Genomic DNA, 12,282 nt, shown 5'->3' with positions numbered 1-12,282 from the left:
TATCCCTTGGTCGACCCATTCTCGCCCCGAAGGGGCATGGCGGTGAGCGCCGATTATCCATACCGATCGCAGCAACGTCATGGATTCAAGTATTTCGAAAAACAAAAGGCGCAGCCTGAACACCGTACCAGCCGGCCTTCAGCCTGCGCCCTGTCTCCTAGGCAATGCGCAAACAACCCACGCGCTCCCGCTCATCGAGTCTCACTGGCGTCGCAACAACCTGTTGATAGGCCCTGCCGAACCCAGCGCAATCAGGGTGCGATACGGCTAGTGCCATTAACCGTCATGATGCGTACACGCTGACCGACGCGAAAAACCTGGTTAGGCTCGACTTCCTGCACATAGGCGCGCATGTTGCCGTCATCCTCACGTACCGTGATTTCAACGCCTTGCGCACGGGTGATGCCCTCTTCCGCTGCCGAACCGAGCATACCGCCCGCCAGCGCACCGATTACTGCCGCAACGGCACTGCCCCGGCCTCCGCCCACCCCGCTTCCGGCAATACCACCGACGACTGCGCCCGCACCGGTACCGATCGGGGTTTTGGTGCCTTCGAGCTTGACCGGGCGCAATGACTCGATCGTGCCATAACGTACCGTTTGGACAGTTCGCGCCTCGTCGCGGGAATAGCTATCCCCGGTAAGGTTGGAAGTACAACCGCCGACGGCAAGCGCCACGGCCGTGAACGAAGCAACAAAAATGGAGTTGCGCATTGGTACTCTCCTGGGAAACGAGATTGGTCCCGACCGCATGGTCAGTCGTATGCGGCGATGAAGCACTTGGCAACCGCCTCGATCTGACTCAGCATTCATTCAACTAGGACCGTACTTTACCCGAGGCGATCCCGCCCCGCATGTAGAGCGCTCGCTCAAGCTGTTGCCAGAGACTACCCATGGACTACTTCATCATCACCATCGTCACGCTGGCCGGGCTGGTTTTCCATGCCTGGCTGTTCATCCGCTTCAGGCGTTGGGCGGACCGGGACCTCGCGTTGTCGTTGGCAGGAGACGATCCGCAGAAGCGAGCGTGGCTGTTGCAACGCCTTTCAGCGGCGAAAGATGCGCGGGTCAAACGGAAGGACTTACAAGCCTGGCTGGAAAGCGAGTTGGCGCGCTACAACGAGACCTGACAAAAAAAGAGGCCGGAGCCGGCCTCTCATCAAAACTGTGTCGGCGAGTCAGGGCGCCAGACGTTCCCGCTGCCAGTTGCTGGCGAGGCGTCGATAATTCAGCCGGTCATGCAGCCGGCTGGAACGCCCCTGCCAGAACTCCATCCGTTCCGGCAGCAAACGGTAGCCGCCCCAATGAGGGGGGCAATGCGGGGCCTTGTCCAGAAAGCGCTGCTCTGTCTCGGCAAGGAGCCGTTCCAGTTCGGCGCGATCGCGGATCACGTGGCTCTGCGGTGAAGCCCAAGCACCGAGGCGGCTGCCCAGCGGTCGCACCTGATAATAGGCGTCCGACTCGGCAGCACTGACTTTCTCCACCCGCCCCTCGATACGTACCTGACGCTCCAGGCTTGGCCAGAAGAAGGTCATCGCAGCGAAGGGGCATGCTTCCAGCTGCTCGGCCTTTGCGCTGTCGTAGTTGCTGAAAAAGGTGAAGCCGCGATCGTCCAGCGCTTTGAGCAGGAGCACTCGGCAATGCGGGCGACCCTCGGCGTCTACCGTAGCCAAGGTCATAGCATTTGGCTCCACGGGAAGCTGCTCGGTCTCCACCGCCTCCTGGAACCACTGACGAAATAGCCCGAAGGGCTCTTCCGGCGCGTTCGCTTCACTGAGTCCGTCACGCGTGTAATCGCGGCGCATATCGGCCAAGGATTGGGTCATCGCTGTGTTTCCTGGAAAACAGTTGAAGCCAAAGCTTACCGGCTCTGTGCTTCGCCCCGCTTGATTCAACGCAAAAGTGGGCCGAACACCTGGCCTGTCAGGCGCCCCCCCTTTATTTGGTTTTGCTGACTTCCGCCGCAGCAACCTGAGTCGGTTTGCCTGGCGCGTCGCTGTACTTGGCAATCAGCGCGAGCAAGGTGGGCTGCGGAGCCAAGACCATTTCGACACGCCGGTTCAAGGCGCGTCCTTCTTCCTTCTCATTGGAAGCCCGCGGCATGTCCGAACCGAGCCCGCGAATACGCAGCCGGTCGTGCTTCAAACCACTGAGCCGAAAAATTGCCGCGACGGCACCCGCACGCTGGCGGCTGATGTCACGGTTGGCATCGATTGGCCCGGTGCTGTCAGCATGGCCAAGCACGACCACAGCAGTCTTCTCGTCGCCTTCCACCAGTTTCGCCACTCGACTGAGGGGACCAAGCGTCACCGGCAACAGCATGCCTGGGCGGTCGGGATTGAAGGAGCCATCGACTGGGGCCGTAACCACCAACACGCCTTCGCGGCGCTCAAGTTCGAAGTGACTGTCTTTCAACGCATCGCGAAGCCGCGGCTCGTATCCATCCAACCAGGCCGCATCAATCACGGGACTCGGCGCAGCAACCACCTCGACCGGCTTTTCATCGTTGGAGCTGCAGCCGGCGATGACCATACAGAGTATCAGGGAGGTGCTTTTCAGCAGGTTCATGAGCCAATTTCCGTGAAAGTGAGTTGCGAAAACAAACCGCGCGCGTTCAACACGCAGCTTAAGCAAGGATTTGTCTCAAATTGTGGACGCAGGTCCTTGTTCTGCAAAGTCTCGACCGGCCAACCAGACGAGTGGTTCAACCTACGCATGCCTTAACTACACGAGCGAGCGTCTGCGCTCGAGGGTCCATCAGAACATAGGGACCTAGCGTATTGGTGACATAGCCAAAAGCTACATCACGCTGGGGATCGGCAAAACCGATACAACCGCCAGCGCCTGGGTGACCAAAAGCCCCCGGCCCCATGCCGAAGGTGGCGTTCTCAACGTCCGGTTGGTCCAGCCAGCAGCCCAGCGCAAAACGAGTACGGGTGAGCAGCGTGCGATCCTCTCCAACGCAGTTCTCGCGGGTCATCTCGTCCAACAGCTGGTAATCGAGCAACTCCCCTCGCAACAGGCCATCATAGAAGCCCGCCAATGACCGTGCATTGCCATGCCCGTTGGCGGCCGGCTGAGCCATTCGGCGCCACTCCGGCTTGTTTGCACTGTTCATAATCGACGGAGGGTTGGTAAAGGCTCGAGCCGTGAGTGATTGTGGGTCACTCATCAAGGCTTTGATTACCCGTTGGGCTGCCGCATCGCCAAGATTGTTTTTCTGCCGGGTCAGATAGCCGACCCGGTCGAACTCGCTATCGGCCAGGCCGATATGAAAATCCAGGTCTAGAGGACGAGCAGTGCGCGCGACTATGGCTTCGCCCGGCTCACGCCCGTCGCCGCGACGGATCAATTCGCCAACCAGCCAACCATAGGTAATCGCGGCATACCCGTGCCCGTCACCAGGCGTCCACCAGGGCGTTTCGGCCACGAGTGCTGCAGTCATCGCCTCCCAGTCGTACAACGCCTCGGGCGGTAATGGCTGGCGAATAGCCGGCAGCCCTGCCTGATGGCTGAGCAGCTGCCGTAGGGTAATGTCCTGTTTGCCATTGGCGGCGAATTCCGGCCAAACACTGGCGACCGGCCCATCCAACTGCAGCTTGCCCTCCCCTACTAGCTGTAACGCAGCCACCGCAGCGAATGTCTTGGTGCAGGAAAACAGATTGACCAGGGTGTCGCTCTGCCAGGCCTGCTCACCAGCATTGTCCGCAACACCGGCCCAGAGGTCGACCACCGTTTCGCCACCGACCTTCACGCAGACTGCGGCGCCACGCTGCTGGGTCTGCTCGAACAGCTGGCTGAACGCGTCTCTGACCGCCTCGAAACGGAGGTCGAAATATCCCTGGATCTGCACGCTTGCGCCCCTCTGGGTTGGTATGACTGGCGAGTATTGTTTCAGCCACATCGCCTCAAAGAAACAGCCCCGTCGAGAATGATTGTCCTATCAGCCCGTTGAATGACGGCTCATGATGGCCGCCGAGGCGGTCAGCCGATCTCTCGCCGGAACGGCGGCAGCGCGTTAAGAATGGCTTTCCCGTAGCGCTGCGTGACGACCCGTCGATCCAGCAGTGTGATGGTGCCGCGGTCCTCTTCGGTACGCAGCAACCTGCCGCAGGCCTGGACGAGACGCAACGAGGCATCAGGAACGGCGATTTCCATGAATGGATTACCGCCTCGTGCTTCGATCCACTCGGCCAGCGCCGCTTCGACCGGGTCATCAGGTACCGCGAATGGGATCTTGGCGATGACCACATGCTCGCAATAAGCCCCTGGGAGATCGACACCCTCAGCGAAACTGGCGAGCCCGAACAGTACGCTCTTCTCCCCATCATCCACGCGCGCCTTGTGCTTGTTGAGTGTCTCCTGCTTGGACAGATTGCCCTGAATGAGCACCCGTCTGCGCCAGTCACGCTCCAGCCCGTCGAATACGTCCTGCATCTGTTTGCGTGAGGAGAAAAGCACCAGCGTGCCGCGCGAAGCCTCCACCAGCTCCGGCAGATCCCGCACAATGGCTGCTGTATGCGCAGCTGCATCACGCGGGTCAGCTTTGAGATCGGGCACCCTCAGCACGCCGGCGTCTGCATGATGAAACGGGCTCGGCACCACCGCAGTGACGGCACAGCGTGGCAGCCCGGCACGCATGCGATAGCGATCGAAACTGTTCAATGCGGTGAGCGTCGCGGAGGTCACCAGCGCGCCGTAGCAGACGTTCCACAGATTGCGGCGCAACGTTTCAGCCGCGAGGATCGGGCTGGCGTTGACCTCGATATCGAACAGCGCGCCGCCTTCGGCCAGAGTCAGCCAGCGCGCCATCGGCGGACTGTCCTCCGGATCGTCGACGGTGAAGGCCGTCCATAGCTCCCAGTTGCCCTGTGCGCGAGTTAGCAGACTGCCGAATAGCGGGTACCACTCTTCGGCCTGATGGCTGGCGATGCCGACACCCGCTTCGCCATCCATCGCCTCCTTGAGCAATTCGGTAAGACGTGTGAACAGATCGTTGAGCTTGGCGAAACCCTTTTTCAGCTCGATACCCAGCTCGATCAGATGCTCCGGCACCACACCGCCGACAAAACGGTGTCGTGGCCTCTCACGCCCCTCCATGTCCTCGCCGGGTCGAAAGTCAGCCAGCTGTTCACAGGCACTGAACATGAACTGCTGCTGGCTGCGCAAATCCCGGGCGATCTCCGGCACGGCTTCGATCAGTCGGCCGAGATCGCCCGGCAACGGATGCTGGGCGAGCAGCTTGGTCAGGTTTTTTTCGACCTGAGCAAGCCACTCGGCAGTGGAACGCAGGCGGGTGAAGTGAGCGAAATGCCCGATCGCCTTGTCTGGCAGATGATGGCCTTCATCAAAGACATAGAGCGTGTCGCGCGGATCCGGCAGCACCGCCCCGCCGCCCAACGCCAGGTCGGCAAGCACCATGTCGTGATTGGTGACAATGACGTCGACCTTGGTCATGCCTTCGCGCGCTTTGTAGAACGCACACTGCTGGAAGTTGGGACAGTGGCGTCCGGTGCATTGGCTGTGATCCGTGGTTAGACGCGCCCAGTCGGGGTCTGCCAGCTCTTCCGGCCAGCTGTCGCGATCACCATCCCAACGATTGCCCGCGAGCTTCTCGATCATGCTGCCGAACAGCTTCTCGCTGCGCTCATCGACATCAATGCGAAAGCCTTCTTCTTCGAACAACTGAGCGGTAGCGCTCTGTGCCTGGCCTTCCTGCAGTAGCGCGTCTAGTTTGGACAGGCAAAGATATCGACCGCGCCCCTTGGCCAAAGCAAAGGAAAAGCTCAAGCCGCTGTTGCGCATCAGGTCCGGCAAATCTTTGTGCACGATCTGTTCTTGCAAGGCGACCGTAGCCGTCGCGATTACCAGACGCTTGCCTGCCGCTTTGGCCGTCGGAATCGCAGCCAGGCTGTAAGCGACCGTCTTGCCCGTGCCGGTGCCGGCCTCGACCGCAACGATTGCCGGCTCCCCATCTCGCCGCCCATCGTCGTCGGCTTTGATTGCGCCCAGGACTTTCGCCACCTCGGCAATCATCAGCCGCTGACCGTAGCGGGGCTTGAGGCCTTTGGCGTCAAGGAACTGGGTATAGGCGCCCTGGATCTGGGACTTGAGTTCGGTGCTAAGCATGGGCGCGGAGGCTGTATATATTTTCAGTACTTCGGAAGGGTGGCTATGATAACGCGCGTTTCCTCAACCGCCACCGGAGAATTCCCATGACTGCATTTGCTGCGCCCTATTCACTTCACGTACTGGCTGCAGTGATATGGGTCGGGGGCATGTTTTTCGCCTGGATGGTGCTTCGCCCTGCTGCTGTTTCCGAACTGCAGGCGCCGGAACGGCTGAAGCTGTGGGCTGAAGTATTTCGCCGCTTCTTTCGGTGGGTGTGGGTTTCGGTAGTGGTTCTGCCGATCAGTGGTATCGGCATGTGGCACATGCGCTTTGACGGGCTAGAGGCTGCCCCCCGCTACGTCCACATCATGACTGGAGTGTTCTTGGTGATGCTTGCGCTGTTTCTGCGCATACAACTGCTGCAGCTGCCTGAACTCAAGCGCGCTATCGCCGAGCAGAACTGGCCGGAAGGTGGCGCTGCATTGGGCAGAATCCGCAAGCTGGTCGGTATCAACCTACTGTTGGGCCTGGCTGTGGTGGCGCTGGCGAGCGCGCGACCATTGTTCTGAGTCCGCCAATTGGTAAGAACAAAAAACCGGGTATACAACCCGGTTTTTTGCAGTGCCAGCGTTACGGACGCGCTTCGACCGAAGCCTCAACGCGACGGTTAATGGCACGGCCCAGCTCAGTCGAGTTATCAGCAACCGGGCGCGACTCACCATAGCCCACCGCTTCAAGACGGTTGGCTTCAACACCGTAGCGATTGACCAGTGCATCGCGAACGGACTCGGCACGCTGCATGGACAGACGCTGGTTATAAGCGTCAGTACCGATGGCATCAGTGTGGCCCTCGACCGTCGTCGAGGTCTGGTCGTACTGCTTCATGAAGTCAGCAAGCACTTCGATGTCATCGTAGGCGTCCTGACGGATAGTTGCTTTGTCGAAGTCGAATTTTACGTCCAGCTCAACCCGTACGGCTTCCAGCACTGGCTCCGGTTCCGGCTCTGTCACTGGGGCAGGTTCAACTGTCTCTACAACGGCGACCGTCTCCTGCTCGGTTCCATTGGCCCAGCAGTAGGCTGCAGCCATGCCGCCGCCAATCAAGGCGCCATAGCCTGTATAGGTACTGCTTTCTATCGCACCCAGCGCAGCACCGGTTACGCCGCCAACCGCCGCACAACTGGGCCAATCCTGCTTCTGCACCCCTGCGCAGCCGGCCAGAAAGGTGGTCATCACAATCACGGGTACCGCTGTCCGTAAGCTACTCATCGTTAAAGCCTCCTAATGTGGGATCGGCCAGAGCGTTATGCGCATTAGCATAAGCAGCTCCAGTTATATCGAGACTAGGACGGCAGGCGCCTGCGCGCTAGTCTTTATACTTTGGCAGACTGAGCGGACTGCAATTTTTGCGTTCCGCCACGCCTGATAACGAGGAATCCCGGTTTGACAGCATCCCGCTCATCGCAGACGCCACAGCAAGCTCTGGCCGCCTTGTTGGAGCAACACCGCCCGGCGCGATTGCTTTATGTCGGCCGTAGCGAATTGCCCGCCATCGAAGCATTCAGCCGCAGTCACGACGATAGCCAAATTGACCGCGCATCAACCGGCCCACTTCCTGCAGACCTCGCCGCCCACCGCTACGATCTGGCATTGGTCGCCGACTGCCTGGAACATCTTTCAAAGCGCGACGGCCTGCAGTTGCTCGGTGGCATTCGCAATCTTAATACCAACCGCATGGCGGTTTTGGTCGATCTGAACGCGTGCGACTGGCAGGCAACTGACTTCTTCTCCCTGGCACTACAAGTCAGCGCACGTTTCGAACGAGGCGGCCAAACGGTGACCCTCTTCACCTACGACCTGCTTGATTACAAGCAGGTTCCAGATTGGCTCAACGCGAAGTTCTGGGCCAATCCGCAAATGTTCGGCAAATATTGGTGGTAACCGACGATGACTGATGATCAACGGGCAGCTGCGAATTGTCCCTGTGGCAGCGGCGATCCTTACGGCAAATGTTGCGGTCGGTATCATCAAGGTCTGTCGGCACCTAGCGCAGAACGATTGATGCGTTCGCGATACAGCGCCTATGTTGTCGGAGCCATCGATTACCTTCGGTCAACCACTCTGCCGGCGCAACAGCAAGCCTTGGACCTGCAGGCGATGAAGGAGTGGAGCGCCAACAGCACTTGGCTGGGTCTCGAGGTCGAGGAAAGTCAGGTGTTCGGCGGCCAGCCGGAACATGCGCTGGTCAGCTTTACAGCCCGCTGGCACGACGGGGCAGGCGAACATGCTCAACATGAGCGTTCGGCTTTTGTTCAGCACGACGGATGCTGGTATTTCATCGACTCCACCACACCGCTGAAGGCCGGCCGCAACGACCCCTGCCCGTGCGGCAGCGGTCAGAAGTTCAAGAAGTGCTGTGCCACCTACCTCTGAACACGCAGAAAAAAACCGGCTGACGCAATGCGTAGCCGGTCCGTTGCATCTTAACGACCGATCACTTCTCGACGAATGCTCGCTCGATCAGGTAGTGGCCCGGGTCACCCATACGCGGCGACGCCTTCAGGCCGAAGCTGTCCAGCACTTCGCTGGTTTCAGCCAACATGCTCGGGCTGCCACAGATCATCGCGCGGTCATCTTCAGGGTTGATCGGAGGTAGCCCAATATCCGCAAACAACTTGCCGCTGCGCATCAGGTCAGTCAGGCGGCCCTGATTTTCGAACGGCTCGCGAGTGACGGTGGGGTAGTAGATCAGCTTTTCTTTCAGTGCTTCGCCGAAGAACTCGTTTTGTGGCAAATGCTCGGTGATGAATTCACGATAGGCGACTTCATTAACGTAACGAACGCCGTGCACCAGGATGACCTTCTCGAAGCGCTCATAGGTTTCCGGATCCTGGATCACGCTCATAAAGGGCGCCAGACCAGTCCCGGTGCTCAACAAGTAGAGATGCTTGGCAGGCAACAGGTCGTCCAATACCAGCGTTCCGGTCGGCTTGCGACTGACCATCAGTGAGTCACCTTCCTTAAGGTGCTGCAGTCGAGACGTCAGCGGACCATCTGGAACCTTGATGCTGAAGAACTCGAGATGTTCTTCATAGTTGGGGCTGGCAATGCTGTAAGCGCGCATCAGGGGTCGCCCTTCCACTTCGAGACCAATCATCACGAACTGGCCGTTTTCAAAGCGCAGACCCGGATTGCGGGTGGTTTTGAAACTGAACAGCGTGTCGTTCCAGTGATGCACACTGAGGACTCGCTCAACGTTCAGGTTGCTCATGTAGTGCTCCCCTTCTAGCGCGCGATGGCGCGTCAATATTTGCCACTAGTTTACTGGCCCGACTAATATCCGCTAAACGAATATTAACGATATATGTTATCGGTTATATAGATATGCATTTCACGCTCCGTCAGCTTCAAGTATTCGTTGCATTCGCGCGGCACGAAAGTGTCTCGCGTGCGGCCGAAAGCCTCGCCCTATCACAGTCTGCGACCAGCACTTCGTTGGCTGAACTGGAACGCCAGTCGGGGTGCCAGCTGTTCGACCGTGCAGGTAAACGATTGTGGCTGAATGCATTGGGCCACCAGCTCTTACCGCAGGCAGTAGGCTTGCTCGATCAGGCTAAAGCCATCGAGGATCTACTGGCTGGCAAGACCGGCTTCGGCTCGCTCAGCGTGGGCGCCACCCTGACGATCGGCAACTACCTCGCCACCTTGCTGATCGGCAGTTTCATGCAACGTCACCCTGAGTGCCGCGTGAAGCTGCACGTTCAGAACACCGCTCATATTGTCCAACAGGTTGCGCAACATGAACTTGATTTAGGTCTGATCGAAGGCGACTGTCAGCACCCGGAGATCGAGGTACTGCCCTGGGTCGAGGATGAACTGGTGGTGTTTTGTGCACCCCAGCACGCGCTGGCTGAGCACACTGCGGTAAGTCTGGAACAGCTCTCGCGGGAAGCCTGGATTCTCCGCGAACAGGGCTCCGGTACGCGCCTGACATTCGACCATGCCATGCGCCATCATCCCGCCAAGCTGAACATTCGGCTTGAGCTGGAGCATACCGAGGCGATCAAACGAGCCGTTGAATCTGGGCTCGGGATTGGCTGCATTTCCAGGCTGGCGCTACGCGATGCATTCCGCCGCGGCAGTCTGGTCGCCCTGGAAACACCCGAACTGGATCTTGCCCGGCAGTTCTATTTCATTTGGCACTCGTTGAAATACCAGACCGCCGCGATGCGCGAATTCATCGAGCAATGCCGCGCACTGACGGCCGGCGTCCGCCGAAGTGACGAGATCGTACTGCCGGCGATTGCGTAAAGTGGAGAACCGAGATTAGCGAGGCATCGGAAGGCCGAAACGGATGTCAGCTGCTGGGAATTGAACCCATCTGCTGCAGGAGCAGAGCTGCCTGGGTCCGCGTGCGAACGCCCAGCTTGCGGAAGATTGCGGTCACGTGCGCCTTGATGGTCGCTTCGGAAACGCTGAGCTCATAGGCGATCTGTTTGTTTAACAAACCGTCGCACACCATCGTCAACACGCGAAACTGCTGCGGCGTGAGGCTCGCGAGCCCTTCGCTGGCAGCCTTGGCTTCGGCGCTGACATGCGCCACATCATCAATGTTGCTAGGCCACCAGACATCACCGTCAAGCACGACCCGCACAGCCTGCTGGATGGTCTCGAGTGAACTGGACTTGGGGATGAAACCACTGGCACCAAACTCGCGCGAACGAGCGACAACCGCAGCGTCTTCCTGCGCGGAGATCATTACCACGGGCAGCTGCGGATACTGACCTCGCAGCAGCACGAGCCCGGAAAATCCATAAGCGCCCGGCATGTTTAAATCCAGCAAGACCAGATCCCAGTCCGAGGTGCGGGTCAGTTGGGCTTCGAGTTCGGCAATGCTAGCCGCCTCGGAAAGCCGAACGTCATCGCCCAGGCCAAGCGTTAGCGCTTGCTGCAGCGCACTGCGAAACAGGGGGTGATCATCGGCGATAAGGATTTCGTAAGCAGCCATGGCGGACCTATAGTTTTTATTGGCGCTACACCAACCTGAGCCGGTTGCTGACAATCAGGACGGCAAGAACCCGCAATATGCTCGAGGGTGACCGCGGTGATGATATCGCGCCACCACGGGAAATTCGATCATCGTTCCGCATTTAATCAGCTACCCGCCACGCTGGACGGCGAAGCAGTGGCCAAGCGCATCGGTTTAATGCAAAGTTTGCGATTTTCCCGCACGAGTCCAAACATGCGCAAACAAGCCCTTCGCGCCGACTTTCTAATGCTCATCACGGCCATGATCTGGGGGAGCGGATTTGTCGCACAGCGGGTCGGCATGGATAACATCGGGCCGTTCCTGTTCACTGGGTTGCGCTTCGCATTGGGCGCAATCGTGTTGCTTCCCTTGTTATTGCAGCAGGGTCGAGGCGCCGCTCGCCACGAACCGTTTTTGCAGCGTGGTTTGCTGCTGGGTGGCCTCAGCATGGGACTCGCGCTGACTATAGGCATCAACCTGCAACAGGTTGGCCTGCTTTTCACGAGCGTGACCAATTCCGGTTTCATTACCGGGCTGTACGTTATCGTCGTGCCTCTGCTAGGGCTGTTGATTGGCCAGAAAACCGGTACCGGGACCTGGCTGGGCGCGGTGCTCGCGGTGGTTGGCATGGCTTTGCTCAGCATCGACGAGAACTTCCAGATCGCTTCCGGCGACTGGATACAGCTGGCCGGCGCCTTCGTCTGGGGCGTTCATGTATTGCTGGTGAGCTTTTTCGTCGGTCGCCACGATGCCATCCGCCTGGCCTTTCTGCAGTTCGTGACCTGTGCGGTCGTCAGCCTTGTTTTGGCGGCAATCTTCGAGCAAGCCAGCCTGGACAGCATCTGGCTCGCCGCACCCGCGCTGATCTACGGCGGAATGTTTGCAGTCGGCGTGGGCTATACCTTGCAAGTCGTGGCACAGAAACACGCAATTGCCTCGCACGCAGCCATCATCCTGTCGCTCGAAGCAGTGTTCGCCGCGCTTGCTGGCGCCTTGCTGCTTGATGAAAGCCTCAGCCCGCGAGGCTATTTCGGCTGTGCGTTGATGTTTGTCGGCATGCTCGCCGCACAACTCTGGCCGCGCAAGGACCTACCGGTGGTGGCGGCTAGCGAGATTCCACAGGTGGCGCGGCACTGAGTGCCT

General features: G+C 59.2%; 14 protein-coding genes. 6 read left to right on the top strand and 8 right to left on the bottom strand.

Features of this window, described 5'->3' with window-relative positions; genetic code table 11:
* Window positions 1-251: 251 nt before the first annotated feature.
* Window positions 252-713: an outer membrane lipoprotein gene (locus tag ACQKEK_RS01890; protein ID WP_045429038.1), complete on the bottom strand. Its 462-nt coding sequence runs from the start codon at window positions 711-713 to the stop codon at window positions 252-254.
* 179 nt (window positions 714-892) lie between these two features.
* Here ACQKEK_RS01890 and ACQKEK_RS01885 point away from each other — a divergent pair, with 179 nt between their 5' ends.
* Window positions 893-1,129, top strand: coding sequence for a hypothetical protein (locus ACQKEK_RS01885; RefSeq protein ID WP_064481869.1), 237 nt, complete (start codon window positions 893-895; stop codon window positions 1,127-1,129).
* Window positions 1,130-1,177: 48 nt separating this feature from the next.
* Here the strand turns inward: ACQKEK_RS01885 and pdxH are convergent, their stop codons facing one another.
* The 4 genes from pdxH to dinG all read right to left on the bottom strand — a co-directional run bounded on the left by pdxH (window position 1,178) and on the right by dinG (window position 6,128).
* Window positions 1,178-1,825: a pyridoxamine 5'-phosphate oxidase gene (gene pdxH, locus ACQKEK_RS01880; protein WP_064481868.1), complete on the bottom strand. Its 648-nt coding sequence runs from the start codon at window positions 1,823-1,825 to the stop codon at window positions 1,178-1,180.
* 112 nt (window positions 1,826-1,937) lie between these two features.
* A complete protein-coding gene (locus ACQKEK_RS01875; RefSeq protein WP_499140897.1) occupies window positions 1,938-2,567 on the bottom strand; it encodes an OmpA family protein in 630 nt (209 codons plus the stop codon).
* 136 nt (window positions 2,568-2,703) lie between these two features.
* The gene (locus tag ACQKEK_RS01870; RefSeq protein WP_499140896.1) at window positions 2,704-3,852 is read right to left on the bottom strand and encodes a serine hydrolase domain-containing protein; all 1,149 of its coding nucleotides are present in this window, start codon (window positions 3,850-3,852) and stop codon (window positions 2,704-2,706) included.
* Between the two features lie 131 nt (window positions 3,853-3,983).
* Window positions 3,984-6,128 carry an ATP-dependent DNA helicase DinG gene (gene dinG / locus ACQKEK_RS01865; protein ID WP_499140895.1) on the bottom strand — a complete coding sequence of 715 codons (2,145 nt, stop codon included), beginning with the start codon at window positions 6,126-6,128 and terminating at the stop codon, window positions 3,984-3,986.
* 86 nt (window positions 6,129-6,214) lie between these two features.
* Here dinG and ACQKEK_RS01860 point away from each other — a divergent pair, with 86 nt between their 5' ends.
* Window positions 6,215-6,679, top strand: coding sequence for a CopD family protein (locus tag ACQKEK_RS01860; RefSeq protein WP_499140894.1), 465 nt, complete (start codon window positions 6,215-6,217; stop codon window positions 6,677-6,679).
* A gap of 61 nt (window positions 6,680-6,740) precedes the next feature.
* On the opposite strand, the gene ACQKEK_RS01855 is transcribed toward ACQKEK_RS01860, so the two are convergent.
* Complete coding sequence (locus ACQKEK_RS01855) at window positions 6,741-7,379, bottom strand: OmpA family protein (RefSeq protein ID WP_499140893.1); 639 nt, start codon at window positions 7,377-7,379, stop codon at window positions 6,741-6,743.
* Between the two features lie 174 nt (window positions 7,380-7,553).
* Here ACQKEK_RS01855 and ACQKEK_RS01850 point away from each other — a divergent pair, with 174 nt between their 5' ends.
* Both ACQKEK_RS01850 and ACQKEK_RS01845 read left to right on the top strand, forming a co-directional pair.
* The gene (locus ACQKEK_RS01850) at window positions 7,554-8,051 is read left to right on the top strand and encodes a DUF6231 family protein (RefSeq protein ID WP_499140892.1); all 498 of its coding nucleotides are present in this window, start codon (window positions 7,554-7,556) and stop codon (window positions 8,049-8,051) included.
* 6 nt (window positions 8,052-8,057) lie between these two features.
* Window positions 8,058-8,543 (top strand): YchJ family protein, encoded by a 486-nt coding sequence (locus ACQKEK_RS01845; protein ID WP_064481863.1) that lies wholly within the window; start codon window positions 8,058-8,060, stop codon window positions 8,541-8,543.
* A gap of 61 nt (window positions 8,544-8,604) precedes the next feature.
* Here ACQKEK_RS01845 and fpr read toward each other — a convergent pair whose 3' ends face one another.
* Window positions 8,605-9,381 (bottom strand): ferredoxin-NADP reductase, encoded by a 777-nt coding sequence (gene fpr / locus ACQKEK_RS01840; RefSeq protein WP_045429054.1) that lies wholly within the window; start codon window positions 9,379-9,381, stop codon window positions 8,605-8,607.
* A 113-nt stretch (window positions 9,382-9,494) separates the two neighbouring features.
* On the opposite strand from fpr, the gene ACQKEK_RS01835 reads away from it, so the two are divergent.
* Window positions 9,495-10,421: a LysR family transcriptional regulator gene (locus ACQKEK_RS01835; RefSeq protein WP_499140891.1), complete on the top strand. Its 927-nt coding sequence runs from the start codon at window positions 9,495-9,497 to the stop codon at window positions 10,419-10,421.
* Window positions 10,422-10,467: 46 nt separating this feature from the next.
* Here the strand turns inward: ACQKEK_RS01835 and erdR are convergent, their stop codons facing one another.
* Window positions 10,468-11,118: a response regulator transcription factor ErdR gene (gene erdR / locus ACQKEK_RS01830; protein WP_019342358.1), complete on the bottom strand. Its 651-nt coding sequence runs from the start codon at window positions 11,116-11,118 to the stop codon at window positions 10,468-10,470.
* A gap of 234 nt (window positions 11,119-11,352) precedes the next feature.
* Here erdR and ACQKEK_RS01825 point away from each other — a divergent pair, with 234 nt between their 5' ends.
* Window positions 11,353-12,276 (top strand): DMT family transporter, encoded by a 924-nt coding sequence (locus tag ACQKEK_RS01825; RefSeq protein ID WP_499140890.1) that lies wholly within the window; start codon window positions 11,353-11,355, stop codon window positions 12,274-12,276.
* Window positions 12,277-12,282: the final 6 nt, after the last annotated feature.

Origin of the sequence: Pseudomonas sp. NPDC077408, from assembly GCF_050269105.1 — a bacterium.
Lineage (GTDB): Bacteria > Pseudomonadota > Gammaproteobacteria > Pseudomonadales > Pseudomonadaceae > Stutzerimonas.
This window is presented reverse-complemented; position numbering and strand designations above follow the sequence as displayed.

Bases quoted from the DNA above. Each gene is read 5' to 3' on its own strand.
- ACQKEK_RS01860 (WP_499140894.1), top strand. From the start codon at position 6,215: ATGACTGCATTTGCTGCGCCCTATTCACTTCACGTACTGGCTGCAGTG.
- ACQKEK_RS01875 (WP_499140897.1), bottom strand. From the start codon at position 2,567: ATGAACCTGCTGAAAAGCACCTCCCTGATACTCTGTATGGTCATCGCC.
- ACQKEK_RS01890 (WP_045429038.1), bottom strand. From the start codon at position 713: ATGCGCAACTCCATTTTTGTTGCTTCGTTCACGGCCGTGGCGCTTGCC.
- ACQKEK_RS01835 (WP_499140891.1), top strand. From the start codon at position 9,495: ATGCATTTCACGCTCCGTCAGCTTCAAGTATTCGTTGCATTCGCGCGG.
- erdR (WP_019342358.1), bottom strand. From the start codon at position 11,118: ATGGCTGCTTACGAAATCCTTATCGCCGATGATCACCCCCTGTTTCGC.
- pdxH (WP_064481868.1), bottom strand. From the start codon at position 1,825: ATGACCCAATCCTTGGCCGATATGCGCCGCGATTACACGCGTGACGGA.
- ACQKEK_RS01845 (WP_064481863.1), top strand. From the start codon at position 8,058: ATGACTGATGATCAACGGGCAGCTGCGAATTGTCCCTGTGGCAGCGGC.
- ACQKEK_RS01885 (WP_064481869.1), top strand. From the start codon at position 893: ATGGACTACTTCATCATCACCATCGTCACGCTGGCCGGGCTGGTTTTC.
- ACQKEK_RS01855 (WP_499140893.1), bottom strand. From the start codon at position 7,379: ATGAGTAGCTTACGGACAGCGGTACCCGTGATTGTGATGACCACCTTT.
- dinG (WP_499140895.1), bottom strand. From the start codon at position 6,128: ATGCTTAGCACCGAACTCAAGTCCCAGATCCAGGGCGCCTATACCCAG.
- fpr (WP_045429054.1), bottom strand. From the start codon at position 9,381: ATGAGCAACCTGAACGTTGAGCGAGTCCTCAGTGTGCATCACTGGAAC.
- ACQKEK_RS01825 (WP_499140890.1), top strand. From the start codon at position 11,353: ATGCGCAAACAAGCCCTTCGCGCCGACTTTCTAATGCTCATCACGGCC.